The organism is Plantibacter sp. RU18 (genome assembly GCF_050613355.1).
Taxonomy (GTDB): Bacteria; Actinomycetota; Actinomycetes; order Actinomycetales; family Microbacteriaceae; genus Plantibacter.
Genome location: NZ_CP159618.1, coordinates 3,810,718 through 3,834,543, shown reverse-complemented (window position 1 = coordinate 3,834,543; position 23,826 = coordinate 3,810,718). Strand labels below are relative to the sequence as shown.

Sequence of the window (23,826 nt, the reverse complement as noted above, 5' to 3'; positions counted from 1 at the left end):
CGGCGGACCAGGATGACGGAAACACACCGGCGTCGCTCGATCGCACTCGTGTTCGCCGGTGTCGGCGGCACCCTCGTCGTTGTCGCGACGGTCATGATCTGGGCATCGCGCCTCAGCCTCGCGAAGAACAGCTACGTCAGCGGACTCGGCGCGACCGGAGAGGTGACGGCGCCCGTCTTCAATGCAGCGCTCCTCATGGTCGCCGTCGGCGGTCTGAGCATCGCCGTCGCGCTGCGTCGCGCCGGCCGCCGAACCCCCGGGGTGCAGCGCGGTCCGCGCGTGTCGCTGCTCCTGGTGCCGTGGCTGCTGATCGCGGCGTCGAGCCTGTGTTTCTTCGCCGCGTCGCAGGTCACCTGTACCTATGAGTGCCCGATCCCCGCGAGCCCGAGGTTCACCGTCCAGGATGCCGTGCACATCTCGTTCGCCGTGCTCGGGTTCGCCCTCGCCTGTCTCGCGATGATCGGTTCCGCCCTGGAATCACGCGTCAGGACGGTGCGACGGATGTCATGGTTCGCGGGGTCGGCTGTCGCGCTGATCGCCGGGGCCGGCGGACTGCTGTCACTCGCCGAGGTCGGGCAGAGCGTCGGCAGCTGGCTCGAGTTCGTGGCGACGACGATCGCGCTCCTCTGGCTGGTCGGTTACGGGCTCGCCGAGGTGCTCGCGATCGGTGCCGTGCCGGAACCGGAGCCACGGATCTCGACTGAGGCCAGACGGCGTCAGCTCGATTCGGCGTCCGGCGCCGTCCTCGGCTGAGCCATCGCATCGACCGCTGCTGCTGAGAGCGCCTCGCGGAGGACCATGATGGCGGCGCCGAGCACGCCCGCTTCCTCGCCTGCCGTCGAGGTCACGATGCCGAGATGCCCGGTCGCGAGGGGCATGGAGCGGCGGTAGACGATCTCACGCACGCCCGTCAGCAGGTGTTCGCCGGCACGGGCCATGGTGCCACCCAGCACGATCAGCGACGGGTTGAGCAGGTTGACGACGACGCTGAGGACTTCGCCGATCTCCCGACCTGCCTGTCTGGTCGCCTCGATGGCGGCCTTGTCACCGCCGCGGATCAGCTGGGCGACGTCACGACTGCTGGAGGCGTCGAGTCCGTGCTCGCGGAGCGCCGCAGCGATGGCCGGGCCGCTCGCGATCGCCTCGAGGTCACGTTCGTCGTCCGCGGGACGCGGCGAATCACGACCGGCGGGTACCTGGACGTGGCCGATGTCGCCGGCGGCGCCGAGCGCCCCACGCTGCAGTTCGCCGCCGGCGATGATGCCGGCACCGATACCCGTCGAGACCTTGATGTAGACGAGATCGGCGGTGTCCGGCCACGAGATCGCGTGCTCCCCGAGGGCGAGCACGTTGACGTCGTTGTCCACGAGGACGGGCACGTCGATGGTGCGTCGGATGTAGGCGGGGACGTCGAAACGGTCCCAGCCGGGCATGATGGGCGGGTTCGTCGGTCGGCCGGTCGAATGCTCGACGGGGCCAGGAAGACCGATACCGATGCCGACCACCGCGGGGGACGACGGCTGCGGAGCCGACCAGTCCGCGGGTGACGCGAGGAGCGCGGTCGCCGTCTCGACGACCCAGTGGAGCACCCGCTCCGGTCCGTCGGCGATGTCGAGCTGCGCTCCGGTCGAGGCGAGAATCCGTCCGCCGAGGTCGGTGATGGCGACCGTTCCGTGCGTCGCGCCGAGGTCCACGGCCACGACGACCCGGGCGAGCGGGTTGAACGCGATGCGGGCGGGTGGGCGGCCGCCGGACGAGGCAGCTTCACCGGCGGGGCGCAGGAGGCCGGCGGCGAGCAGTGCATCGACGCGGAGCGAGACGGTCGAACGGGCAAGACCGGTGAGGGCGCAGAGTTCGGACTTGGTCCGTGCGATGCCGCCGCGGAAGAGCTGGAAGAGGTCGCCGGCGCCGGGGGCTCCCGGGGTGGAGGGGCGCGGCAGCTCGGTCATGCGCACAGTCAATCATCTCGGGCGACTTCTGTCGACTTGTTGTCAGAAGTCGGCGGCGATCAGGGCTGGGCGTCGCGCAGCAGGGTTGGTGCGGTGATAGAGCTCGTCGATGAGGGAGTTCGCGAGGCCGACGAGCTTCGCGATCTCGCGGTCGTCACGCTCGACCCATCGGCAGAGGGGCTCGTCGTCGATCGGGACGAAGTCCTTATGCTCCTCCCAGACGACGAGTGTGCGCTCTGCGCCGATGACGTATTGCTGCCACCACACCTGGCGGAGGTAGTTGCGGGGGATGGAGCGCCAGGACTTCGTCGTCGTCTTGATCTCGGCGAGGACGACGGAACCGCGCTCGGTGACGGCGATCCCATCGGGTGTGGCGAGGTGGCGGTGCTCGACCTCGGCGCGGAAGAGCGCTGACGACGGATTGATGCCGTGGGTCGCGGCGACCCACGCGGCGATCTCCGGCTCGCGGGCGCGTCCGTGGTCGGTGAACGCGTTCCCGGAGAACCCCGTGCCGCCGAGCTTCGCGTCCGCTGCCCGCTGAATGGAGGCGGGCGTCGACAGCGTCGCGACGTCGGTGGCCGTGATCCCCCGGGAGCGAGCGCGCAGCCAGGAGATGCGGTCGCTCGAATCGGCGACGATCCGGGACAGCAGGGCGGGGTTCACCCGTCCATTGTCCCGCACCCGGAGCGCTCCGGCGGTATTCGGCAAATGACGAGCGACACGGGACTTTTGTTTGACCACCGACAGAAGTGTCGTTAGCCTGGTTCACGCAGCAGCGGCTGCCTGACACCATTCATCAGCGAGGAGCATCGTGTCGACATCACAACTCTCAGTCCAGCTCTACTCGGTGCGGGAGCCGCTCGCGGCGGACCGCTCCGCAGCCCTGCAGCGACTGACCGAGATCGGATTCCGCCAGGCGGAGCCGTTCGGCTTCGGTCCGGGCACGAGCCTCCAGGACATCCACGACGCGGGCCTCGCCACGCCCAGCGCGCACGCCAACTTCATCAAGGAGGGCACCGACGTGTCCGCCTACTTCGGTGCAGCCGCCGAGGCCGGTGTCCAGGTGCTCATCGACCCCGCGATCGCCGCGGAGCGCTTCGCGACCGCTGAGAGCGTCGCCTCCATCGCCGACGACCTCAACGCAGCTGCCCGGATCGCCGCGGGCCATGGCGTGCAGCTCGGGTACCACAACCACTGGTGGGAGCTCGAGGGCGACGTCGCCGGTACGAGCCCGCTGGAGCACCTCGCATCCATCACCGACCCGTCGGTCCTCTTCGAGGTCGACACCTACTGGGTCGAGGTCGGCGGCCGTCGCGCCGTCGACGTGCTCGCCTCCATCGGTGAGCGCGTGCAGTTCATCCATGTCAAGGACGGCGACGCCTCACGCGACACGCTCAAGCAGCTGCCGGCCGGTGCAGGCGTCGTGCCCGTGCTCGACATCCTCGCTGCGGCACCGCAGGCGCTGCGCGTCATCGAGTTCGACGCCTTCGACGGCGACATCTTCCAGGGGCTCGAGCAGAGCTTCTCGTACCTCACCACGAACGGAGTTCAGGCATGAGCAACACCACAGGGCCCATCGGCGTCGGACTCATCGGCGCGGGCGTCATCAGCGACCAGTACCTCGGCAACATGGTCACCTTCCCCGACCTCGACGTCCGATTCGTCGCCGACCTCGACCTCGACCGCGCCAAGGCGCAGGCCGAGAAGTACGGCGTCCCGGCATACGGCACCGTCGCGGAGCTGCTGGCGGACGACCAGATCGAGATCGTCGTGAACCTCACGATCCCGAAGGTCCACGTCGAGGTCGCCCTGCAGGTCATCGCCGCGGGCAAGCACGTCTGGAGCGAGAAGCCGTTCGCGCTCGACCGCGAGAGCGGACAGCAGTTGCTCGACGCGGCGAACGCAGCCGGCCTCCGGGTCGCGACCGCTCCGGACACCTTCCTGGGTGCCGGCATCCAGTCCGCGCATCGCCTCGTCGAGGCCGGTGGGATCGGCGAGCCGCTCACGGCCCTCACCCTCATGCAGAGCCCCGGCCCGGAGTCGTGGCACCCGAACCCCGACTTCCTGTTCCAGGAGGGCGCCGGCCCGTTGTTCGACATCGGCCCTTACTACCTCACCGCGCTCGTGCAGCTCTTCGGCCCGGTCCGCAAGGTGACCGCGCTCGCCTCGAAGGCGTTCCCGCAGCGCACCATCGGCTCCGGTCCGCGTGCCGGTGAGTCCTTCGACGTGACGGTCCCGACGCACGTCGGCGCGCTGCTCGAGTTCGAGAGCGGGCGATCCGCGCAGGCCGTCTTCAGCTTCGACTCGAAGCTCGGCCGCACACAGTTCGAGGTCGCCGGCTCCACCGGCACGCTCGTCGTCCCGGACCCGAACACCTTCGAGGGTGACCTCATCGTGCACCGCGGCGGCGAGGACGGCGAGGAGACCATCCCGTCGACCGGCCCGACCGAGGGGCGCGGGACCGGCGTCGTGGAGCTCGCGCAGGCGATCCGCGCGGGTCGTCCCGAGCGTGCCTCGGGCGAGCTCGCGTTCCACGTCCTGGACATCATGGTGTCGACCGCGGAGTCCACGGAGAGCGGCTCGCCCGTCGAGGTGCGGAGCACGGTCGTGCTCGCTCCGGCCCTGCCCGAGGGCTGGGACCCGAGCGACAAGTCGTTCGGCGTATGACGCCAGCCTCACCCGGCATCGCAGTGGTGGGCGGTGGCTTCATGGCCGCCGTCCACAGCCGCGCGGCCCGAGCAGCCGGAGGACGGTTGCTCGGCGTCGTCGCCTCCACCCCTGAGCGCTCGGCCGAAGTCGCATCGAGTCTCGGCTTCGAGCGCGGCTACGCCTCGCTCGACGAACTGCTCCAGGACCCGGCCGTCGACGTCGTGCACGTGTGCACACCCAACGCGCTCCACGCGGAGCAGGCGCTCGCGGCCATCGCCGCCGGCAAGCACGTCGTCTGCGAGAAGCCGCTCGCGACCGACGCGGAGACCGCAGCCCGTCTGGTCGAGGCAGCGGAGGAGGCAGGCATCGTCGCGACGGTGCCCTTCGTCTATCGCTTCCACCCGCTCGTCCGAGAAGCGCGCGCGCGTGTCGCCGCCGGAGACCTCGGTACGCTCGTGACGATCAGCGGCTCCTACCTCCAGGACTGGCTGCTCTCACAGACGGACGACAACTGGCGCGTCGACGCCGCCTCCGGAGGCCGCTCACGCGCGTTCGCCGACATCGGGTCTCATCTCGTCGACCTCATCGAGTTCGTCACCGGCGCCCGCATCACGGAACTCAGTTCGACACTTCGCACCGTCTTCGCCGAGCGCGCCAACACCGCATCGGTCACGACCGAGGACGCCGCGGCGGTGGTCATCCGTCTCGCGGGCGGCGCCATCGGGACGCTGCTGGTGTCGCAGGTCGCCCCCGGTCGCAAGAACCGGCTCCACATCGAGGTCGCCGGCACCGAACTCAGCATCGGTTTCGACCAGGAAGCACCGGAGACGCTGTGGCTCGGCAAACGCGCCGGCAGCCAGATCATCCCGCGCGACGCCGATCAGCTGCATCCGGACGCCGCACGACTCTCGATCGTCCCGTCCGGGCACCCCATGGGCTACCAGGACGCATTCAACGGTTTCATCGCCGACAGCTACGCTGCCATGGCAGGGCAGTCACCCGAGGGGCTCCCCGTGTTCGCCGACGGCCTCCGTGCCGTCCGCATTACCGAAGCCGTGCTCGACGCCGCAGCCGACGGCACCTGGGTGCGGATCCCTTCCCCCGCCGAAGAGAGCAGGACTACCGCATGACCGAACCGGTCGCGAAGCAGTACGCCAGTCGCCTGCCGGTGACGCTGTTCACCGGACAATGGGCGGACCTCCCGTTCGACGAGGTGGCACGTCTCGCAGCGTCCTGGGGGTACGACGGTCTCGAGATCGCGGCGTCCGGGGACCATCTCGACCTGCGGCGCGCGGACGAGGACGACAGCTACCTGCAGTCGCGGCTCGACACCCTCGACCGGCATGGTCTCGAGGTCTTCGCGATCTCCAACCACCTCACCGGCCAGGCCGTGTGCGACGATCCGATCGACTTCCGACACCAGGCGATCGTCCGCGACTACACCTGGGGCGACGGTGAGGCTGAGGGCGTGCGACAGCGTGCCGCCGAGGACATGAAGCGTTCGGCGCGCGTGGCACGGAAGCTCGGCGTCGACACGGTCGTGGGTTTCACCGGGTCGAAGATCTGGCAGTACTCGGCGATGTTCCCGCCCGTCCCGGCCTCCGTCATCGACGCCGGGTACGAGGACTTCGCGACACGGTGGAACCCGATCCTCGACGTGTTCGACGCCGAGGGCGTGCGGTTCGCGCACGAGGTGCACCCGTCGGAGATCGCCTACGACTACTGGACGAGCGTCCGGACGCTCGAGGCCATCGACCGTCGTCCGGCCTTCGGCTTCAACTGGGACCCGTCGCACATGATGTGGCAGGGTGTGGACCCGATCGGCTTCATCGTCGACTTCGCCGACCGCATCTACCACGTGGACTGCAAGGACACGCGTGTCCGTCCCGCCTCCGGGCGTGCCGGCATCGTCGGCTCGCACCTGCCCTGGGGCGACCCTCGGCGCGGCTGGGACTTCGTGTCCACCGGCCACGGAGACGTCCCGTGGGAGGACGCGTTCCGAGCCCTGTCGGGTATCGGCTACGCGGGCCCCATCTCGATCGAGTGGGAGGACGCCGGCATGGACCGCCTGCACGGCGCCGAGGAGGCGGTCGGATACATCCGCGATCTGCTCTGGACATTGCCCGAGCAGTCGTTCGACGCCGCGTTCACCACGCAGTAGGCGCCTCGACAAGCTCGGTGAGCGGACGTTTCGCGGGACGCCGGCGTGGCTCAGGGCGCGGCTTCAGATCGCCGAGCCTGTTCCGGTCGCCGAGCCTGTCGAGGTGCTCCTCAGAGTGCTTTCGCTGCGGCGACGAGGACCTGGTTGAGCGTGGGAGCCCCGGTCGCCCGGAACACTTCGGTGCCGTCGTCGCTCGTGATGATGACCGTCGGGGTCGAACGGATGCCGTCCGCCTCCGCCTCAGCCGACCGGAAGGCGACGTCGCGTTCCTCGACCACTGCGCCCGCGACCAGTGTCGGGACCTCCGCGAGCACGGCGCGCGCCTGCATGCAGGGGGCACAGAACGCGGAGGTGTAGAGAGTCAGCTTCACACCTGAGCCCAACGTCGCGCGCCCATCCGACATTCCTGCCGATCGCCCATCTGCAGGCGAGAAGTCAACCGGTCGTCCGAAGCCGGGTCGATGGGCGAGGATAGGCGCATGAGAATCGCAGTGACGGGTGGCTCGGGAAAACTCGGACGAACGGTGGTCCGGCATCTCCGGGATCACGGTCATCTGGTGATCAATCTCGATCAATCGGGGGAGCGAGGTGCGGGATTCGTGCGCATCGACCTCCGCGACGCCGGGCAGGTGCTCGATGCGCTCACCGGCATCGACGAACAGGCCCCCGACGGTTTCGACGCAGTCGTGCACCTCGGGGCCATCCCCGCGCCCGGTCTCGCGACCAACAACGCGACGTTCCAGAACAACATCCTCGGCACCTACAACGTGTTCAACGCCGCCATCAAGGCCGGTATCACGAACATCGTCACGGCATCCAGTGAGACGGTGCTCGGGCTGCCGTTCGACACCCCGCCGCCGTACATCCCGGTCGACGAGGACTACGCGGCCCGGCCGGAGTCGACCTACTCGCTGTCGAAGCATCTCGAGGAGCAGCTCGCGATCGAGCTCACCCGGTGGCACCCTGAATTGAAGATCATCGCGCTGCGCTTCTCGAACGTCATGGACGAAGCCGACTACGAGGTCTTCCCGTCGTTCGACGCCGATGCGCTCCTTCGTAAGTGGAACCTCTGGGGATACATCGACGGCCGGGACGGAGCGGAAGCGGTCCGTCTGGCGCTCGAACACCAGGCGACCGGGTTCGACCGGTTCATCATCGCCGCGGCCGACACGGTCATGTCGCGTGACAACGCGGAGCTCGTCGCGGAGGTGTTCCCGGACGTGCCCGTCAACGGGGACATCGCGGGCAACGGGACGCTGCTGTCGATCGACAAGGCGCGGACCGTCCTCGGCTTCGACCCGCAGCACAGCTGGCGCTGACCTCCTCGACTCGGGCTGAACCTCCCCGACTCGGACTGAACCTCCCTCACTCGGGCTGAACCTCCCTAACTCAGGAAGGCCCCGGCGTGTCGCGGGTGCTCCTCGTGGGCCAGGGGCGACACGCCGACACCTTCCTGAGTTAGGGAGAGGGGTTTGGGGTTTGGGGAGGGTGGGTCAGAGGGTGTCGTTGAGCTTCGCGAGGAGCTCGGCAAGACGCCGGACCTCGTGCTCGTCCCAGGAGGACAGCTGCTGGTAGAGCATCGCCTGGTCGCTCGCCCTCGTCGACTCCATCCGGGCCACGCCCTCGGGGGTCGCGACGATGAGACTCGCGCGTCCGTCCTCGGGGTCGGGGGTTCGAGCGAGCAGCCCCATCTCCTCGAGCTGATGGATGAGCCGTGACACCGCACTCTTGTCCGTCGCAAGCATCTCGGCGAGGGCGCCGGCACGGATCGAACCGCACCGCGTCACCATGCTGAGCAGCTTGTAACCCGCCGGCTGCAGGCCGGGCGCGATCCGCTCGGCGCGCTCGCGGATCCCGTTGCGGATGCGATTGATCAGCAGACCGAACTGCTCCTCGACCGCACCAATGGCCACGTCATGCTCTGAAGGGGTGGAGGTCCCGCCGGCCGCGCCGAGGGTGACCTCGGCGTCGGCGGCGGACCGGGCTGCATGAGTGGACATCATCTGCAGTATGGCGGACTAGCGGCCGTGCCGGGGGAAACGTTCCTCGGCGTCGGGATCGAGCTGGACCTCGCCGTCTCGACCTGGCTCCGCTGCTGCTTCGAACCGGGGATCGACCTCGCCGCCGATCATCGCTTCGGCCACATCGAAGGCTCCTGTCGCGATCGACGCCGTGGCGACCGAGCCGGTGGTCGCACCGACGAGTACCGGCTCTCCGGCCTGTTGCTCGGCCATCCGCTCGACGGCGTTCTTCGAACCGAGCTTCTTGTTCGGCAAAAAGATGACGGCGAGGATCGTCAGAATCGCGAGCGGGGCGGCGACGAGGAAGATGTCCGCGACAGCATCGCCGTACACCGACTCGACGATGATCCGCACGGACTCCGGCAGGGTGCTCACCTTCGGGATGGTGCCGCTCTGGAGCTGCTCGGCGATCTTCGCGCCGGGAGCGCCCAGGGCGATGATCGCTGCCTGCAGATCGGCCTGGCGGTCAGCGAGCATGTCGGCGACCTTCGTTGCGAGCACGGAGCCCATCACGGAGACGCCGATGGTGCCGCCGAGGCTCCGGAAGAACGCGACGCCGGCACTCGCGGTGCCGAGCTGCTGCGGGAGCACGTCGTTCTGGACGACGAGCACGAGGTTCTGCATGACCATGCCGACGCCCGCACCGAGGATGAACATGAAGACCGAGACGAGGACGTAGTTCGTGTCGTAGTGGATCGTGCTCATGAGGAACAGACCCGCGGTGAGGAGGACCGAACCGACGATGAGGTACGGCTTCCAGTGTCCGAACCGAGAGATGAACTGTCCGACGACGATCGAGGCGATCAGGAGGCCACCGATCATCGGCAGGGTGAGCAGGCCGGACTCCGTCGGGGTCGCTCCGCGCGCCAACTGCATGTACTGGCTGAGGAACACCGAGGTGCCGAACATGGCCACACCGACCGAGATGCTGGCGACGACCGCGAGGGTGAAGGTGCGGTTCTTGAACAGCGTCATCGGGATGATCGGCTCGTCGACCTTGATCTCGACGATGATGGCCGCGACGAGCAGCAGCACGGCGATGCCGACCATGACGAGGGTCGTGAAGCTCGCCCACTCGAACTGGCTGCCGGCCAGGGTGACCCAGATGAGCAACAGCGAGACACCACCCGCGATGAGCGCCGCGCCGAGGTAGTCGACTTTGACCTTGCCGACGTTCCGCTTCGGGAGGTGGAGCGTGCGCTGCAGGAGGAAGATCGCGGCGATGGCGAAGGGGACTCCGACGAAGAAGTTCCAGCGCCATCCGAGCGAGTCGGTGAGGAGACCGCCGAAGAGCGGTCCGCCGACCGTGCCGACGGCCATCACCGCGCCGAAGAGGCCCATGTAGCGGCCGCGCTCACGCGGGCTGATGATGTCGGCCATGATGATCTGGCTGAGGGCGGTGAGACCACCGGCACCGAGGCCCTGGAGGACCCGGAAGCCGATGAGTGTCCCGGTGTCCTGCGAGAAGCCGGCGAGCGCCGAACCCAGGACGAAGATGCCGAGGGCGAGCTGGATGAGCAGTTTGCGGTTGAAGAGGTCTGCGAACTTGCCCCAGATGGGCGTGGAGACCGTCGTCGCGAGGAGGGTCGCCGTGACGACCCAGGTGAACGCCGTCTGGTCACCGTTCAGGTCGGAGATGATCCGGGGCAGCGAGGTGGACACGACGGTGCCCGCGAGGATCGACACGAACATGCCGAGGAGGAGGCCGGAGAGGGCTTCGAGCACCTGGCGGTGTGTCATGCCGTTCTCCGCGCGGGCGGGGGTGGCTGATGGGGTGTTGGGGGATGACATGGGCTCCGCGATCGTGGTTGTCTCAGATAGTTGATATGCGTTAATTATATGACAAGTAGTTGACAAGCGTCAACCAATCGATCGCGGGGCCGTCCACCCCGACGGGCGCCTCATCGGCCGTTCGTGATGTCCGTGAGCTTGCCGTTCTTGATGTGCAGTCGGCGCTCGGCGCGCCTCGCCACCGCGGTGTCGTGCGTCACGATGACGACCGTGAGACCGCGGTCGCGCCACAGTCCCTCGAGGACGTCCATGATCTCGTCGCGTGTCTCCTCGTCGAGATTGCCGGTCGGCTCGTCCGCGAGCAGCACCTCGGGCTCCTTGACGAGCGCTCGGGCGATGGCGACGCGCTGCTGCTGCCCGCCCGACAATTCCGACGGGAGGTGTGCGCCACGCTCGGCCAGACCCACCGAGGCGAGAGCCGCACGAGCCCTCGTCTGGCGCTCCGCTTGCGGGGTGCCGAGCGGGACGAGTGCCATCTCGACGTTCTCCTGCGCTGAGAGGGTCGGGATGAGGTTGAAGCCCTGGAAGACGAAGCCGATCTCCTTGGCCCGGATCGTGCCGAGCTTCGACTCGCTGAGCTTCGAGAGGTCGTCGTCACCGAGGGAGATGGTGCCGTGCGTCGGGCGGTCGAGGGCGCCGAGCATCTGCAACAACGTCGACTTGCCGCCGCCCGTCGGACCCTGGATGGCGACGAGCTGGCCGTCGGGGATGACGAGATCGACGCCGTCGAGCGCATCGATGGTCCGCTTCGACTGCTTGTACTGCTTCGAGAGGCCGGTGATCGTGTACATGGGGTGTCCTTCTACAAGTCGTATGTCGCGTGGTGTCGGCGCTGGGTGGGGACCGTCGGGGGCTGCGAGGGGAGCGCAGCCGCCCGGCGGTGTCTGAGTGTCGCCTAGGCGACCGAGCGGAGCGCCTCGGCCGGGCGGAGGCGCGATGCCCGCCACCCGCCGATCGCACCGGCCAGCAGCCCGCCGAGGATCGCGATGCCGACCGCGATGACGATGATCCACCCGGTGATCGGGGCCTGGAGCACGATCTCGGTCGTCGCAGCGGCCTGTCCTCCACCGCCGAAGCCGCCACCGGCCATCGCCTGGGCGCCGCCGCTCGCCGCACCGACGGCCGCATCGGTCGTGCTTCCCGCGCCACCGCCTCCGCCGGAGCCGCCGAACCCGCCGCCTGCGGAGGTCGTCGTCGACGCAGCGCTGAGGGTCGGAGCGACGAGGTTCACCGCGAGGACTCCGATGAGGCCGACGGCAACACCGACGACACCACCGATGAGCGACTGCACGACGGACTCGCCGGCGACCTGGCCGACGATGCGCTTGTTGCTCCAACCGATCGCCTTCAGCGTGCCGAACTCACGGGTGCGCCGCGTGACGCCGGAGATCGTGAAGAGGATCGCGATGAGGAATGCGGCGACGAGCACGATGATCGACAGCCAGGTACCGAGGTTCGATACGAGGGTCGACGCCGAGGCGAGCGAACCGGAGACGGTGGACGCGAGGTCCTCCTGGGTGCTGACCGTCGCATCGGGCAGTGCGGTCTCGATGTCCGACTGGATCTGGGTGATGTCGGTCGACGATGCGGCTTGGACGTACACGTTGCTGATCTTGCCGTCGAGGCCGGAGAGGGTCTGCGCGACGTCGAGCGGGATGTAGACGTTCGACGCGGTGGTCGCTTCGGATCCCGATGCCGTGACCGTGCCGACGACGGTGAAGGTCGTGCTGGCGATGTCGATCGTGTCACCCGTGGCGATACCGGCCTCGGTCGCGTACGAGCTGTCGAGGATCGCGACGTCCGTCCCGGCGTCGTCGGCCGTCAGCGTGCGTCCGTCGCTGAGGGTCACTGCGGAGAGCGGTCCGACGGCGTCGCCGGCGGGATCGAGACCGACGACGGTGAACGAGTCGACGCCGAACGAACTGCCGCCGGCGCCGTCCGGGCCACCCTGCGGGGGAGTGCCGCCTGAAGCCGCGTCGCCACCGGTCCCACCGGCCGCTGCGCCGTCGCCCGAGGACTGGTTCTGCGAGAAGTCGGGGAGCTCGCCGGTGAAGGTGGTGTTCGACAGTGACAGGGTGACGGCGGCCGCAGCCACGTTGTCGACACCCGTGATCGTGTCGAGCGCCGTGGCATCGAAGGTGGTGGTGCCGCGGCCCGCTGCGAGTGTGGCCTGGTTGACCGTCGTCGTGCCGTCGGTCGTCGTCCCGTCACCGGACCCGAACGCGAAATCCTGACCGGGGCCGCCGCCGTCCGTGGGCGCGGTCGCGGCTTCGCTGACGGTGATGTCCGTCCCGACGCCGTAGACGGACTCGAGCACCTCCGCCTGCGCGCTCTTCACACCGGCGGCGACCGAGTTGACGATGATGACGAGGGCGATGGCGAGGGCCATGCCGATCGCGATGATGACGGTCTGCTTGCGTCGACCGACGAGCTCCCGCCGGAGATAGGTTCCGAACATGTCTGTGTTCCTGCCGCTTCCATCTTCATGTGCCCGCTCGTGCGCCGTGCGGCGACCCGCACAGTTGCGGGTGGCACGGAGGCGACGGTAGGCAGGCTCGCTATGGTCAGGCCTTCGTGATCCTATGAATCAGCCCAGGGGTGATGCCGCCGCGGAAGGCTCAGGAGTCGCCGAGACTGTTCATAGACAGCTCATAGCGACGAGGCGAATACTGATCTCGTGAACAACCAGATGCAGGCGGCCGGCGCCGCACGAAGTGCCCTCAAACGAGCGGACGGCAGCCCCGTGCGTGTGCTCGTCGTCGACGACGAGGCGACGCTCACCGATCTCCTGCAGATGGCTCTGCGCTACGAGGGCTGGGAGATCCGCACCGCTGCGGACGGCCATGAGGCGCTCACGATCGCACGCGACTTCCGACCGGACGCCATCGTGCTCGACATCATGCTGCCCGACCTCGACGGACTGCAGGTACTGAGTCGCCTCCGCACCTCCGGCAGCGACGTCCCTGTCCTCTTCCTCACGGCGAAGGACTCGCTCGACGACCGTATCTCCGGCCTCACCGCCGGCGGCGACGACTACGTCACGAAGCCGTTCAGCCTTGAAGAGGTCGTCGCACGTCTGCGCGGTCTCATCCGACGTTCGACGCTGCTCGCCGCCGACGAGTCGGGCCCGGACATCATCGTCGGCGACCTCGTCCTCAACGAAGACAGCCACGAGGTGTCGCGCGACGGCGAGGCGATCGAACTGACCGCCACCGAGTTCGAGCTGCTGCGCTTCCTCATGCGCAACCCGCGGCGTGTGCTGAGCAAGGCGCAGATCCTCGACCGGGTGTGGAGCTACGACTTCGGGGGCCGCGCGAGCGTCGTCGAGATCTACATCTCCTACCTGCGGAAGAAGGTCGACGCCGGTCGCGAGCCCATGATCCACACCGTGCGCGGCGCCGGGTACATGTTGAAGATCCCGACGGTCGGTCCGTGACCACGAGTACCTCTGCGCCGGGACCCGCCAGCGGCCCGGCGGCCCCGGCTCGCTCCACGCGTGCGCCCTGGACACTGCGCCGACGCCTCATGGTCGTCGTCGTCGGCCTGCTCGCGCTCGGCAGTCTCTTCGTCGGTTTCGCGAGCGCCGTCTCGGTCGGGGGCCTCCTCACCGAGGGCGTCGATCGGCAACTGACGAAGGCAGCGGAACGCGCTGTCGACTACGGGCCCAATTCTCCACTTCCGATCCCCGGTTCGTCGCCGAGCAGCGGGACCGGCGGAACGGGCGGTTCGGGAGGCTACGGCGACGACTCCGACCGCACGCCGCCGTCCTTCATCGCCCTGCCCGGCCTCGGCCGTGGATCGCTCGGCGCCATCGTCGTCGGTGACACCGTGGTGGCCGCCGGGTACCTCGATCCAGACGGAGGCACCGTCCCGTGCACCGCGAGTCAGGACGCCGTCATCCTCACGGTCGCGGCCGACCAGGACCCCACGACCGTCGATCTCGGTGAGGGCCTCGGCGAGTACCGCGTCGTCGCCGTCACGGACGACAAGGGCGCGACCCGCGTGGTCGGTCTGCCGCTCGACGAGGTGACCTCGACGGTCACCCAACTGGTCACCCTCATCGCCGTCATCAGTGTCGTCGTCCTGCTCCTCGCCGGCCTCGCCGCGTTCTCCATCGTCCGCTACTCGCTGCGACCGCTCGATCGGGTCGTCGCGACGGCCGCCATCGTGGCGGAACTCCCACTCGACCGCGGAGAGGTGGCGCTCGCCGTCCGCGTCCCGGAGTCGGACACGGACCCACGGACCGAGGTGGGGCGTGTCGGCGCCGCGATCAACCGGATGCTCGGACACGTCTCGTCAGCGCTCAACGCCCGCCAGGCGAGCGAGAACAAGGTGCGGCGCTTCGTCTCCGACGCGAGTCACGAGCTGCGGACGCCGCTCGCGTCGATCGCCGGGTACTCGGAGCTGGCAGCGCGGAAGTCCGACGTCCTGCCTGACGATGTGACGCACTCGCTCGGCCGCATCCGTTCGGAGGCCGGGCGCATGACGACGATCGTCGAGGACCTCCTCCTGCTCGCCCGACTCGACGAAGGTCGAGAGCTCGCAAAACGACCCGTCGACCTCACCGAGCTCGTCATCCACACGGTCGGCGACGCTCACGTGGCGGGCCGCGACCACGTGTTCGAGCTCGATTTCCCGGAGGAGCCCGTGCTGGTCACCGGCGATGCATCGAGACTCCAACAGGTGATCGTGAACCTCCTGGCGAACGCACGGACGCACACGCCGGCCGGCACGATCGTGCGGACGGGACTCGCCGTGGAGAGCGGACCTGCGGGTGAGATCGCGGTGCTGACGGTCGTCGACGACGGCCCGGGCATCGATCGGGCGCTGCAGCCGAACCTCTTCGAGCGGTTCGTGCGCGGCGATGACTCCCGCTCTCGGGCCACCGGGAGTACGGGCCTCGGCCTCGCGATCGTGCACGCCGTCGTCGCAGCGCACCACGGCGTGGTGACGGTCGACAGTGTCCCCGGCCGGACGGAGTTCCGCGTGGAACTGCCTGCGGTACCGGACAGTGCTGCGGTGCAGACACCGCTTCCGGCGAGCGACCCCGTCCTGGGCGGGTAGCGTGGAGGACATGTGGGTCAAGGTGTGCGGACTGTCCGAGGTGTCGAGCGTCGCCGCGGCGGTGGAGGCCGGGGTCGACGCGATCGGCTTCGTGTTCGCACCGGGTTCGCCGCGCACGGTCGACCCCCGACTTGTCGCATCACTCGTCGCCGACGTCCCCGACTCTGTGCTGACCGTCGGGGTGTTCCGTCGGCAGTCCGTCGAGGAGGTGTCGCGTCTGGCTGGCGAAGCAGGCGTGCAGGCGGTCCAGCTGCACGGTGACGAGCCCGCCGAGATGTTCCACGAACTGCAGGCGATGGGCTGGCGGACGCTCCGCGCGACGTCGGCCGTGCGCTACGCCTCCGAGAACGTCGCGCAGCGTGCCGCCTTCGACGAGGAGTTGTTGCTCCTCGACGCCCCGGACCCGGGTGCGGGCGAGACCTTCGACACGATCGCGCTCGTCGCGAACCCGCCGACGCGTGAGTGGATCCTCGCCGGTGGGCTCACGCCCCAGAACGTCCAGGGGCTCGTCGCTGAGCTGTCACCGTGGGGCGTCGACGTCTCGAGCGGTGTCGAGTCCTCCCGCGGCGTGAAGTCACCGGAGCTCATCCGAGCGTTCGTCGCCGCTGCGCGAGCAGTCTGACCGGCGCGCCGCCTGACCCGCCACCTCGCTCGAATCGGCTCCGTGCACGCTGAGCAGGCGGCACGGCAGCCGACTCGGCGGCCGAAACCCCTCGGGCACGGGTCCCGTTCGCGCTACATTCGTCGGTAACGCGGTCGATCGACCGCGACCACGACAAGGAGTGCCATCACCGTGTTCGAAACCATCCTCCTCGCGGCGAACGACAACCAGAACTCGGGCCTCGAGTTCATGAACGCCCCGAGCAACGTCTTCGGCGGCTTCGTCGCCTACCTCCTGTTCGCCGCTTCGGTCTGGGGCATGTTCGTGAAGTCCGGGCGCGCCGGCTGGACGTCGCTCATCCCGATCTACAACTGGTACGTCGTCGTGAAGATCGCCGGCTTCCCCGGGGCCACCACGATCCTCTACTGCCTCCCGCTTGTGAACATCGTCTTCGGCTGGTTCGTCGGTTGGAACATCGGCAAGCAGTACGGCAAGAGCACCGTGTTCAGGATCTTCGGGCTCATCCTCTTCCAGCTCATCGGGTTCTTCATCCTGAGCTACGGTTCCGACCGATACCAGGGCAAGCAGGCCTCGCAAGACTGAGCAGCACGCAGCACCAGCACCGGGCCGCGCGTCACGTCGTCAGCGGGCCGGCCAGGACCAGGCCGGCGTCGAGAGGAGCCCCTGGCCGACGAGCGAGGTCTCACCGAGGTCTTTCACCAGTTCGTGCTCGTGCGCCTCACCGTGCTCGTGCAGCGCTTCGATGAGGCCTCCCGCGTGTGAGACCACGAGGATCTGGGTGTCCTGGTTGGCGGCGAGGATCAGCCGCGCGAGACGCGGGAGGAGATCGGCGTGGAGGCTCGTCTCCGGCTCGTTCAGGATCATGAGTTCCGGTGGACGCGGCGTCAGGAGGGCCGCGACCAGGAGCAGGTAGCGGAGCGTACCGTCCGAGAGTTCACCGGCGCCGAGCGGGCGGAGCATGCCTGGCTGCGTCAGCTCGATGCGGAACACGCCGGCGTCCTCGCGGACCCGGAGCGTACTGCCGGGGAAGGCGTCGTCGATGGCCGTGTCCAGCCGATCCCGTCCGCCGGACTCGATGATGGTCTCGAGGGCGGCCGCGAGGTCGACGCCGCTGTGATCGAGCACCGGAGTCCTCGTTCCGACCTGCGGCGAGCGGACGGGAGCTGTCGGGTCGGTGCGGAAGTGGTCGTAGAAGCGCCAGCCGCGCACCTGGCTGCGGATGCGGAGGACCTCCGGCGTCGTGTCGGCATCGGAGAACTCCGTCAGGAGGCTCTCATGTTCCGCGAGCGCCCGCCCGATCGGGCGCCACGCCCCGTCACGCACCCGCACGGACGGTCCGCGACGGTCCACGAGCAGACTGCTGGGCTTGGCGAAGCCTCCCGCGAAGATCTGCTCGAGCTTGATGCCGGGATCATTGCCGAAGAGCGTCTCGCCCTCGAAGGAGCGTCCGAGGTCGAGCAGATACCCGAGTGAATCCGTCGCGAAGCCGAGACGCAGGCTGATCGGGCCGCTGCGCCGGGTGCCTTGCACGGGGACGTCGCCGTTCCGCATGGCTCGGCTGATGTTCTCCGGACCTGCCCAGAGTGTCGACGCGAGCCCGCCGTCCCTGGCGAGGGATCCGATGATGCTGCCGTCGCCGGCGCTCGCCAGCAGGCGCAGTGCGCGGTACAGGTTCGACTTCCCGCTGCCGTTCGCTCCGGTGACGATGTCGAGTCCGTGCAGGGGCACGACGAGGTCGCGGATGGAGCGGTAGCCGGCGATGGCGAGTGTCTGCAGCATGCGTCCATCGTACCCGGCACCGGCGACATCCGTGATCTGGTCGCACGGGCTTGCCGGATCAGGCAAGCCTTACCTAACATGGAGTCATGCACGATCGTTTCATGCACGTCCACTGGGACGGCCAGGACGGCCCGCGGCTCATCGCAGGCGACGCCGGAGACCTCCCCGCCATCCGTGCGCTCCTCGCCGAGCTTCCATCGGACGCCTACGGGCAGGTGTTCGTCGAGATCTTCGGTCCCATCCAGCTGGAACGGCTCGATGTCCCGAGCGGGATGAACGTCACCTGGCTGTGCCGTGACACCCGCCGCAGTGACGAGCGCATCGGAGCCGGTGCCTCGAAGGGGGAGGCGCTCGTCCGGGCGATCGAGGCCTGGCTCGACGAGTGGGTGCGGGTCGAGCCCGACGGCCGGTCGAACGCCATGCTCTGGATCGGCTGCCATGCCAATCCGCGAGTCAATCGGCTCTGTCGCTCGATCGCCGCCCCCTGAGACCCGCCGCAGCCTGCGATGGATGCCATATGGTCAGCGCGCGCACACCCGCGTTGGCCATTTGGGACCCCTCGCGGCTTGTGTTATGGTTGGGGAAACCAAAGACCGCCGGTTATCAGCGTGTGTGCAAACACTCCCTGATCGAAGGTTCTCATGATGAGACGTCCTGCGCAGGTGTATGAAGAACTGATCGAGGCTCGCCTCTCCCCAGCTCCGTGCGCTTGCGCCGGAGCTTTTTTCATGCCCTTCGTCATCACGAGCCCGGTGGTCGGTGCATGTGGCTTCCGCCGCGTGCATTCAAGATTCGAAAAGGAGTGGCCATGGCGAACAAGGAAGCCTCGGTTGCCGAACTCACGGAGAAGTTCCAGAGCTCGACCGCCGTTCTGCTGACCGAGTACCGCGGCCTCACTGTTGCTCAGCTCAAGAACCTGCGCAAGAGCATCAGTGCGGACGCAACCTACGCCGTGGTGAAGAACACGCTGACCAAGATTGCGGCGAACAACGCCGGCATCTCGTCGTTCGACGACGAGCTCGCCGGTCCGTCCGCAATCGCATTCGTGCACGGTGACCCGGTCACCGTCGCGAAGGCTCTTCGTGACTTCGCCAAGGCAAACCCTCTCCTCGTGGTCAAGGGCGGTTACTTCGACGGTAACCCGCTGACCGCTGAAGAAGTCGGCAAGCTCGCCGACCTCGAGTCCCGTGAAGTGCTGCTGGCAAAGCTTGCCGGCGCCGTCAAGGCCTCGCTGTTCGGAGCTGCCTACCTCTTCAACGCACCGCTCTCCAAGGCCGTTCGCACGGTCGAGGCGCTGCGCGAGAAGCAGGAGTCCGCGGCCGAGTAATTCGGTTCCGCGAACAATCAACCCCGTACCTGCGCGCCGCCAACGGCTGCCGCAGGGCATGAAACAAGGAGAACAATCATGGCAAAGCTGTCAAACGAAGAACTGATCAACGCGTTCAAGGAGCTCACGCTCATCGAACTCAGCGAGTTCGTCAAGCTGTTCGAGGAGACCTTCGAGGTCACCGCTGCTGCTCCCGTCGCCGTTGCCGGCCCGGCTGCTGCTGGCGCTGCTGCTGAAGAGGTTGAAGAGAAGACCGACTTCGACGTCATCCTCGAGGCTGCTGGCGACAAGAAGATCCAGGTCATCAAGACGGTCCGCGAGCTCACCTCGCTCGGCCTCGGCGAGGCCAAGGCTCTCGTCGACGGCGCTCCGGCTGCCGTCCTCGAAGGCGCAAACAAGGAAGCCGCTGACAAGGCGAAGGAAGCCCTCGAGGCTGCCGGCGCCACCGTCACGCTCAAGTAGTCGGTCCCCTGCGGGGGACAACCACTGAGCTGGTGCTCGACCCCGGTCGATCATCGCTGACGATCGCGGATTTCCTGAGTACGAGTGCCTCGCGCACTCGGCAGAGACATCCGTGATCGGAGGGCATCGCCCCCGATTCGTTCGGGAGCGGTGCCCTCCGTCTGTTAAGCGGAGGGGCTGGCCTCGCGAGGCCGTGCCCTGGACGGATGCGGATGCTCTGCACCCGTCGACGACGTTCGTCGACGGTCCACGCAGGCATCCGCGTCCTCGTCGCGCTCCCCGTGAGTGTCGATGGTCGGTGCGGTGCCCGAATCGGGAGACCCCATCACCATGAACACCAGTCCGAACACCACGAGTCGCTGGCGAGCGATCGTCCGCTTGATCCGAGCCGAACTCGCGTCCATCCTCTCCGAGCCGACGCGGGCGACCGACGCCCACCCGCCGGACATCCGGTTCAGCCAGTCCACCTGGATGCGCTGACCCGCCACCACCCCTCGGCCCCAAAACCTCCCCAACTCAGGAGTGCGCCGGCGTGTCGGCTCCCGTGATCGCGAGAGCACGACGACGCGCCGGAGGCTTCCTGAGTTGGGAAGCGGTACGGGCGATATGCATAGCTTGGCTATGTATACTGGTTCCATCATGACCGAGAACAACACGCACTCCTCCCTGCACACGATCCTCGGCGACCTCATCACGGCATCGCATCGGCTCACGCGACTCGCCGCCCAGGCCACCGGATCCTCCGAATCCCCAGCCGTCTGGCGCACGCTCTCCGTGCTCACCACGCTCGGCCCCGTCCGCATCGGCGAACTGGCCCGCCAGAGCCGCGTCTCCCAGCCCACGATGACGAAACTCGTCCAGAGTCTCGACGAGCGGGACTGGATCAAGCGCATCGCCGACGTGGCCGACCACCGCGCCTGGCTGATCGCCATCGCTCCGAAGGGCGCCGCAGCGCTCGTCTCGTGGCGCGACGAACTGACCGACGCCCTCGAGCCCGCGTTCACCGACCTCGGTGAGGCCGATCTCGCAGCGCTCTCCCGCACGGTCGAGATCATCCAGGCTCGTGTCGCCGTCGAGGTGTCCGAGGAGCTGTCCGCATGAGCGCTGACACCCGCTCGACGGCCACTGCAGCTCCGACCACGCCCGCCTCCGCTGCCGCACCTGCAACGAACAGTCATGGCCACGGCGGCGGATTCGGCAGCATCCTGCACCAGCCGAAGGCCGTCTGGGCCGTGGCGTTCGCGAGCGTCATCGCCTTCATGGGCATCGGCCTCGTCGACCCGATCCTTCCGGCCATCGCGGCCGACCTCCAGGCGACACCGACGCAGGCGGAGATGCTCTTCACGAGCTACCTCCTGGTCACGGGCGTCGCCATGCTCTTCACCAGCTGGCTGTCGAGCCGCATCGGTGCCAAGCGCACCCTGCTGATCGGCCTCGCCCTCGTGGTCGTGTTCGCCCTCCTCGCTGGCCTCTCCGACTCCGTCGGTGCCGTCATCGGCTTCCGCGCCGGCTGGGGCCTCGGCAACGCGCTCTTCATCTCCACTGCGCTCGCGACGATCGTCGGAGCAGCAGCGGGTGGGCGCGCCAACGCGATCATCCTCTACGAGGCGGCGCTCGGCCTGGGCATCGCCATCGGGCCACTGCTCGGCGGCCTGCTCGGGGGTATCGGTTGGAAGTGGCCGTTCTTCGGCACGGCCACGCTCATGGCCGTCGGCTTCATCGCGATCGTCACGCTCCTGAAGACCGAGGGGCCGAAGCCCGCGCCGCTCAAGCTGTCGGCACCGTTCAAGGCGCTGACGATCCCGTCCCTCGGCATCCTGGCTGCAGCCGCGCTGTTCTACAACATCGGTTTCTTCACGCTGCTCGCCTACTCGCCGTTCCCGCTCGGGCTCGATGCGATGGGTCTGGGATTCACCTTCTTCGGCTGGGGAATCGCCCTCGCAGTGACCAGTGTGTTCGTCGCACCGCTGCTGACCGCACGGATGCGTCGCACCACGGTGCTGAAGCTCGTCCTGCCGCTGCTCGCTCTCGACCTCGTTGCCGCCGGACTCGTCGTCCAGTCGACCGTCGGGCTCATTGTCTGCATCGTCGTCGGCGGACTCCTGCTCGGCGTGATGAACACCGTGCTGACCGAGTCGGTCATGGAGGCCACCGACCTGCCGAGCAACGTCGCGTCGTCGGCGTACTCCTCGGTGCGGTTCCTCGGTGGTGCCATCGCCCCGCCCGCCGCAGCCGAGATCGCGAAGCTCATCTCTCCGGCAGCCCCGTACTACGTCGCCGCGGGGTCCATCGTGATCGCGCTGCTCATCGTCGTCATCGGTCGCAAGCACCTCGCCCGTGTCGACGGACCGGTCGAGAGCGATCTCGACGAGGCGATCGCGATCACTGCGGCCGACGCCTCCTGATCACGTCCGGGCAGACCGCGGTCGTGTAGCCGCCAGCGCGGCGCGCTCTCGCTCGAGGTGACGTTCTCCCAGTGACCGGCGCCCCATCGCCGCGCCCCATTGGCGCGAGCGCTGCCCTCCGGAGGGTTGTGAAGTCTCAGGACATCGTGGACACTTCTGTCTCAGGACTTCGTGGACAGTGTGTCTCAGGAGTTCGTGGACACTTCCGCGGTTCGGTGGAGCATGTCGATACCGAAGCGTCCATCTCCGAAGGTTCGTTTGCTCGTGGCATCGTGGCCTGATGATGCGGGCCGGGGTGCGGTCTCGGCGTTCTGCGAGGAGCATGGTGTTTCGCGGTCTTGGTTCTACAAGATCCGCGCCCGGGCTGCGGCAGATGGTGTGTTCGAGGTCGTCGCTCCGACATCCACGAGGCCTCGGTCGAGTCCGGCTCGGACGAGCGACGAGATCGTCGATCTCGCCATCAGTGTTCGGGCGCGATTGCGTGCAGAGGGGTGGGATTTCGGCCCGTTGAGTGTGATCGCGAGGTTGCGGCGGATGGGCTTCCAGGAGTTGCCCTCACGGGCCACCTTGGCGCGGATCTTCGTTCGTGCGGGCGTGGTCGAGGCGGAGCCTCGGAAGCGGCCCCGGAGCGCGTTTCGTCGGTTCGTCTATCCAGCCCCGAACTGTTTGTGGCAAATCGATGCAACCGAGTGGACGCTTACTGACGGTTCGCTCTGCACGATCTTCCAGATCATCGACGATCATTCCCGTCTCGCGCTCGCGTCGTTGGTCGCCCGGGCAGAGACCGGAGAGGCTGCATTGCGTGTCGTGACCCAGGCGATCAACCATCACGGAGCACCACAGAAGTTCCTGTCAGACAATGGTGTCGCGTTCAATCCCACGCGTCGGGGGCATTCCAACCAGCTCATCGATTACCTCGCCTCGCTCGGCGTCGAGACGATCACGGGGAAGCCCTACAAACCCACCACGCAAGGCAAGAACGAACGCTTCCACCGCACACTGCACCGCTTCCTCAACGCCAAACCGCCAGCCGCGACGATCGAGGAACTGCAAACCCTCGTGAACGTCTTCGACGTGTCCTACAACACGCTCCGCGAACACCAATCGCTCACCGACCGGCAAACCCCGAAAGAGGCCTGGGATCGCACCCCGGCTGCCCCGTCACCGACCCCGCAACCCACCGCGATCGAGATCCACGCCGCCCGCAACGCCCTCACAGCCCTACCACCCGGCGAAGCTGAATGTGTTGTCACGTCAGGCGGCAGAACCTACCTCCTCGGTCGCACGTTCCGCCCCGGGACAGCATTCATCGGTCACACCGTCCACGCGATCTGGGACGCTCAGCAGATCACGTTCTACGACCACCACGGCACCATGATCCGCACCCAACCCATGCCATCACGCAACGAAGGCCGCCCCGCCCACGGCCGAACACGAACGACCAAGAACAGCGTTGTGTCCACGAAGTCCTGAGACAGAGAAGTGTCCACGAAGTCCTGAGACAGAAGTGTCCACGAAGTCCTGAGACATCACACACCTCCAGAGGGGTGCGCTCGCGCCAATGACCCGCGCTCGGTCCAGCGCACCACGCCGGCA

General features: G+C 67.9%; 25 protein-coding genes. 17 read left to right on the top strand and 8 right to left on the bottom strand.

Features of this window, described 5'->3' with window-relative positions:
• Window positions 1-12 precede the first annotated feature (12 nt).
• Window positions 13-753 carry a DUF998 domain-containing protein gene (locus tag ABMA10_RS18220; RefSeq protein WP_431030775.1) on the top strand — a complete coding sequence of 247 codons (741 nt, stop codon included), beginning with the start codon at window positions 13-15 and terminating at the stop codon, window positions 751-753.
• Here ABMA10_RS18220 and ABMA10_RS18215 read toward each other — a convergent pair.
• The gene (locus tag ABMA10_RS18215; protein WP_347870607.1) at window positions 717-1,949 is read right to left on the bottom strand and encodes an ROK family protein; all 1,233 of its coding nucleotides are present in this window, start codon (window positions 1,947-1,949) and stop codon (window positions 717-719) included. The two genes, ABMA10_RS18220 and ABMA10_RS18215, sit on opposite strands and share 37 nt — an antisense overlap.
• Before the next feature lie 42 nt (window positions 1,950-1,991).
• Window positions 1,992-2,612 carry a YqaJ viral recombinase family protein gene (locus ABMA10_RS18210; RefSeq protein WP_347870606.1) on the bottom strand — a complete coding sequence of 207 codons (621 nt, stop codon included), beginning with the start codon at window positions 2,610-2,612 and terminating at the stop codon, window positions 1,992-1,994.
• A 148-nt stretch (window positions 2,613-2,760) separates the two neighbouring features.
• Here ABMA10_RS18210 and ABMA10_RS18205 point away from each other — a divergent pair, with 148 nt between their 5' ends.
• From ABMA10_RS18205 to ABMA10_RS18190, 4 genes are read left to right on the top strand one after another with little or no spacing between them, the layout of a single operon-like run.
• Entirely contained in the window at window positions 2,761-3,507 is a 747-nt protein-coding gene (locus ABMA10_RS18205; protein ID WP_347870605.1) for a sugar phosphate isomerase/epimerase family protein, read from the top strand.
• Window positions 3,504-4,616, top strand: a complete 1,113-nt coding sequence (locus ABMA10_RS18200; protein ID WP_431030774.1) for a Gfo/Idh/MocA family protein — start codon at window positions 3,504-3,506, stop codon at window positions 4,614-4,616. Before ABMA10_RS18205 ends, ABMA10_RS18200 begins: the two co-directional genes overlap by 4 nt.
• On the top strand, window positions 4,613-5,728 hold the full coding sequence (locus ABMA10_RS18195; protein WP_347870603.1) for a Gfo/Idh/MocA family protein: 1,116 nt from the start codon (window positions 4,613-4,615) through the stop codon (window positions 5,726-5,728). The genes ABMA10_RS18200 and ABMA10_RS18195 overlap by 4 nt, the downstream gene beginning before the upstream one ends.
• Window positions 5,725-6,759, top strand: coding sequence for a sugar phosphate isomerase/epimerase family protein (locus ABMA10_RS18190; RefSeq protein ID WP_347870602.1), 1,035 nt, complete (start codon window positions 5,725-5,727; stop codon window positions 6,757-6,759). The genes ABMA10_RS18195 and ABMA10_RS18190 overlap by 4 nt, the downstream gene beginning before the upstream one ends.
• Window positions 6,760-6,869: 110 nt before the next feature.
• Here the strand turns inward: ABMA10_RS18190 and ABMA10_RS18185 are convergent, their stop codons facing one another.
• Complete coding sequence (locus ABMA10_RS18185; RefSeq protein ID WP_347870601.1) at window positions 6,870-7,130, bottom strand: thioredoxin; 261 nt, start codon at window positions 7,128-7,130, stop codon at window positions 6,870-6,872.
• A 108-nt stretch (window positions 7,131-7,238) separates the two neighbouring features.
• Here ABMA10_RS18185 and ABMA10_RS18180 point away from each other — a divergent pair, with 108 nt between their 5' ends.
• The gene (locus ABMA10_RS18180; RefSeq protein WP_347870600.1) at window positions 7,239-8,078 is read left to right on the top strand and encodes an NAD-dependent epimerase/dehydratase family protein; all 840 of its coding nucleotides are present in this window, start codon (window positions 7,239-7,241) and stop codon (window positions 8,076-8,078) included.
• Window positions 8,079-8,252: 174 nt separating this feature from the next.
• Here ABMA10_RS18180 and ABMA10_RS18175 read toward each other — a convergent pair whose 3' ends face one another.
• The 4 genes from ABMA10_RS18175 to ABMA10_RS18160 form a co-directional block, all read right to left on the bottom strand.
• The gene (locus ABMA10_RS18175) at window positions 8,253-8,762 is read right to left on the bottom strand and encodes a MarR family winged helix-turn-helix transcriptional regulator (protein ID WP_431030773.1); all 510 of its coding nucleotides are present in this window, start codon (window positions 8,760-8,762) and stop codon (window positions 8,253-8,255) included.
• Between the two features lie 15 nt (window positions 8,763-8,777).
• Window positions 8,778-10,520, bottom strand: a complete 1,743-nt coding sequence (locus tag ABMA10_RS18170) for an MDR family MFS transporter (RefSeq protein ID WP_347870598.1) — start codon at window positions 10,518-10,520, stop codon at window positions 8,778-8,780.
• Window positions 10,521-10,681: 161 nt separating this feature from the next.
• Complete coding sequence (locus ABMA10_RS18165; protein WP_347870597.1) at window positions 10,682-11,362, bottom strand: ABC transporter ATP-binding protein; 681 nt, start codon at window positions 11,360-11,362, stop codon at window positions 10,682-10,684.
• A gap of 104 nt (window positions 11,363-11,466) precedes the next feature.
• A complete protein-coding gene (locus ABMA10_RS18160; RefSeq protein ID WP_347870596.1) occupies window positions 11,467-13,029 on the bottom strand; it encodes an ABC transporter permease in 1,563 nt (520 codons plus the stop codon).
• Between the two features lie 231 nt (window positions 13,030-13,260).
• Here ABMA10_RS18160 and ABMA10_RS18155 point away from each other — a divergent pair, with 231 nt between their 5' ends.
• The 4 genes from ABMA10_RS18155 to ABMA10_RS18140 all read left to right on the top strand — a co-directional run bounded on the left by ABMA10_RS18155 (window position 13,261) and on the right by ABMA10_RS18140 (window position 16,839).
• Window positions 13,261-14,007 (top strand): response regulator transcription factor, encoded by a 747-nt coding sequence (locus tag ABMA10_RS18155; RefSeq protein WP_347870645.1) that lies wholly within the window; start codon window positions 13,261-13,263, stop codon window positions 14,005-14,007.
• Complete coding sequence (locus ABMA10_RS18150; RefSeq protein WP_347870595.1) at window positions 14,004-15,635, top strand: sensor histidine kinase; 1,632 nt, start codon at window positions 14,004-14,006, stop codon at window positions 15,633-15,635. Before ABMA10_RS18155 ends, ABMA10_RS18150 begins: the two co-directional genes overlap by 4 nt.
• 10 nt (window positions 15,636-15,645) lie before the next feature.
• Entirely contained in the window at window positions 15,646-16,257 is a 612-nt protein-coding gene (locus tag ABMA10_RS18145; protein WP_347870594.1) for a phosphoribosylanthranilate isomerase, read from the top strand.
• A 171-nt stretch (window positions 16,258-16,428) separates the two neighbouring features.
• Window positions 16,429-16,839: a DUF5684 domain-containing protein gene (locus ABMA10_RS18140; protein ID WP_431030772.1), complete on the top strand. Its 411-nt coding sequence runs from the start codon at window positions 16,429-16,431 to the stop codon at window positions 16,837-16,839.
• A gap of 39 nt (window positions 16,840-16,878) precedes the next feature.
• Here ABMA10_RS18140 and ABMA10_RS18135 read toward each other — a convergent pair whose 3' ends face one another.
• The gene (locus ABMA10_RS18135; protein WP_347870592.1) at window positions 16,879-18,036 is read right to left on the bottom strand and encodes an AAA family ATPase; all 1,158 of its coding nucleotides are present in this window, start codon (window positions 18,034-18,036) and stop codon (window positions 16,879-16,881) included.
• A gap of 86 nt (window positions 18,037-18,122) precedes the next feature.
• Here ABMA10_RS18135 and ABMA10_RS18130 point away from each other — a divergent pair, with 86 nt between their 5' ends.
• The 7 genes from ABMA10_RS18130 to ABMA10_RS18100 all read left to right on the top strand — a co-directional run bounded on the left by ABMA10_RS18130 (window position 18,123) and on the right by ABMA10_RS18100 (window position 23,703).
• Window positions 18,123-18,524, top strand: coding sequence for an SIP domain-containing protein (locus ABMA10_RS18130; RefSeq protein WP_347870591.1), 402 nt, complete (start codon window positions 18,123-18,125; stop codon window positions 18,522-18,524).
• Between the two features lie 320 nt (window positions 18,525-18,844).
• A complete protein-coding gene (rplJ, locus tag ABMA10_RS18125; RefSeq protein ID WP_079706724.1) occupies window positions 18,845-19,363 on the top strand; it encodes a 50S ribosomal protein L10 in 519 nt (172 codons plus the stop codon).
• A gap of 78 nt (window positions 19,364-19,441) precedes the next feature.
• Window positions 19,442-19,825 carry a 50S ribosomal protein L7/L12 gene (gene rplL, locus ABMA10_RS18120; RefSeq protein WP_347870590.1) on the top strand — a complete coding sequence of 128 codons (384 nt, stop codon included), beginning with the start codon at window positions 19,442-19,444 and terminating at the stop codon, window positions 19,823-19,825.
• A gap of 330 nt (window positions 19,826-20,155) precedes the next feature.
• Window positions 20,156-20,305 carry a hypothetical protein gene (locus ABMA10_RS18115; RefSeq protein WP_347870589.1) on the top strand — a complete coding sequence of 50 codons (150 nt, stop codon included), beginning with the start codon at window positions 20,156-20,158 and terminating at the stop codon, window positions 20,303-20,305.
• Window positions 20,306-20,464: 159 nt separating this feature from the next.
• A complete protein-coding gene (locus ABMA10_RS18110; protein WP_347870588.1) occupies window positions 20,465-20,926 on the top strand; it encodes a MarR family winged helix-turn-helix transcriptional regulator in 462 nt (153 codons plus the stop codon).
• Complete coding sequence (locus ABMA10_RS18105) at window positions 20,923-22,230, top strand: MFS transporter (RefSeq protein ID WP_347870587.1); 1,308 nt, start codon at window positions 20,923-20,925, stop codon at window positions 22,228-22,230. Before ABMA10_RS18110 ends, ABMA10_RS18105 begins: the two co-directional genes overlap by 4 nt.
• Window positions 22,231-22,452: 222 nt before the next feature.
• Window positions 22,453-23,703 carry a DDE-type integrase/transposase/recombinase gene (locus ABMA10_RS18100; RefSeq protein WP_431030692.1) on the top strand — a complete coding sequence of 417 codons (1,251 nt, stop codon included), beginning with the start codon at window positions 22,453-22,455 and terminating at the stop codon, window positions 23,701-23,703.
• Window positions 23,704-23,826 lie beyond the last annotated feature (123 nt).

What these genes read in the sequence shown, in the direction of transcription:
- ABMA10_RS18220 (WP_431030775.1), top strand. Translation starts at nt 13, where the DNA reads ATGACGGAAACACACCGGCGTCGCTCGATCGCACTCGTGTTCGCCGGT.
- ABMA10_RS18215 (WP_347870607.1), bottom strand. Translation starts at nt 1,949, where the DNA reads ATGACCGAGCTGCCGCGCCCCTCCACCCCGGGAGCCCCCGGCGCCGGC.
- ABMA10_RS18200 (WP_431030774.1), top strand. Translation starts at nt 3,504, where the DNA reads ATGAGCAACACCACAGGGCCCATCGGCGTCGGACTCATCGGCGCGGGC.
- ABMA10_RS18195 (WP_347870603.1), top strand. Translation starts at nt 4,613, where the DNA reads ATGACGCCAGCCTCACCCGGCATCGCAGTGGTGGGCGGTGGCTTCATG.
- ABMA10_RS18190 (WP_347870602.1), top strand. Translation starts at nt 5,725, where the DNA reads ATGACCGAACCGGTCGCGAAGCAGTACGCCAGTCGCCTGCCGGTGACG.
- ABMA10_RS18180 (WP_347870600.1), top strand. Translation starts at nt 7,239, where the DNA reads ATGAGAATCGCAGTGACGGGTGGCTCGGGAAAACTCGGACGAACGGTG.
- ABMA10_RS18175 (WP_431030773.1), bottom strand. Translation starts at nt 8,762, where the DNA reads ATGATGTCCACTCATGCAGCCCGGTCCGCCGCCGACGCCGAGGTCACC.
- ABMA10_RS18170 (WP_347870598.1), bottom strand. Translation starts at nt 10,520, where the DNA reads ATGACACACCGCCAGGTGCTCGAAGCCCTCTCCGGCCTCCTCCTCGGC.
- ABMA10_RS18165 (WP_347870597.1), bottom strand. Translation starts at nt 11,362, where the DNA reads ATGTACACGATCACCGGCCTCTCGAAGCAGTACAAGCAGTCGAAGCGG.
- ABMA10_RS18160 (WP_347870596.1), bottom strand. Translation starts at nt 13,029, where the DNA reads ATGTTCGGAACCTATCTCCGGCGGGAGCTCGTCGGTCGACGCAAGCAG.
- ABMA10_RS18155 (WP_347870645.1), top strand. Translation starts at nt 13,261, where the DNA reads ATGCAGGCGGCCGGCGCCGCACGAAGTGCCCTCAAACGAGCGGACGGC.
- ABMA10_RS18145 (WP_347870594.1), top strand. Translation starts at nt 15,646, where the DNA reads ATGTGGGTCAAGGTGTGCGGACTGTCCGAGGTGTCGAGCGTCGCCGCG.
- ABMA10_RS18135 (WP_347870592.1), bottom strand. Translation starts at nt 18,036, where the DNA reads ATGCTGCAGACACTCGCCATCGCCGGCTACCGCTCCATCCGCGACCTC.
- ABMA10_RS18130 (WP_347870591.1), top strand. Translation starts at nt 18,123, where the DNA reads ATGCACGATCGTTTCATGCACGTCCACTGGGACGGCCAGGACGGCCCG.
- rplJ (WP_079706724.1), top strand. Translation starts at nt 18,845, where the DNA reads ATGGCGAACAAGGAAGCCTCGGTTGCCGAACTCACGGAGAAGTTCCAG.
- rplL (WP_347870590.1), top strand. Translation starts at nt 19,442, where the DNA reads ATGGCAAAGCTGTCAAACGAAGAACTGATCAACGCGTTCAAGGAGCTC.
- ABMA10_RS18115 (WP_347870589.1), top strand. Translation starts at nt 20,156, where the DNA reads ATGAACACCAGTCCGAACACCACGAGTCGCTGGCGAGCGATCGTCCGC.
- ABMA10_RS18110 (WP_347870588.1), top strand. Translation starts at nt 20,465, where the DNA reads ATGACCGAGAACAACACGCACTCCTCCCTGCACACGATCCTCGGCGAC.
- ABMA10_RS18105 (WP_347870587.1), top strand. Translation starts at nt 20,923, where the DNA reads ATGAGCGCTGACACCCGCTCGACGGCCACTGCAGCTCCGACCACGCCC.
- ABMA10_RS18100 (WP_431030692.1), top strand. Translation starts at nt 22,453, where the DNA reads ATGTCGATACCGAAGCGTCCATCTCCGAAGGTTCGTTTGCTCGTGGCA.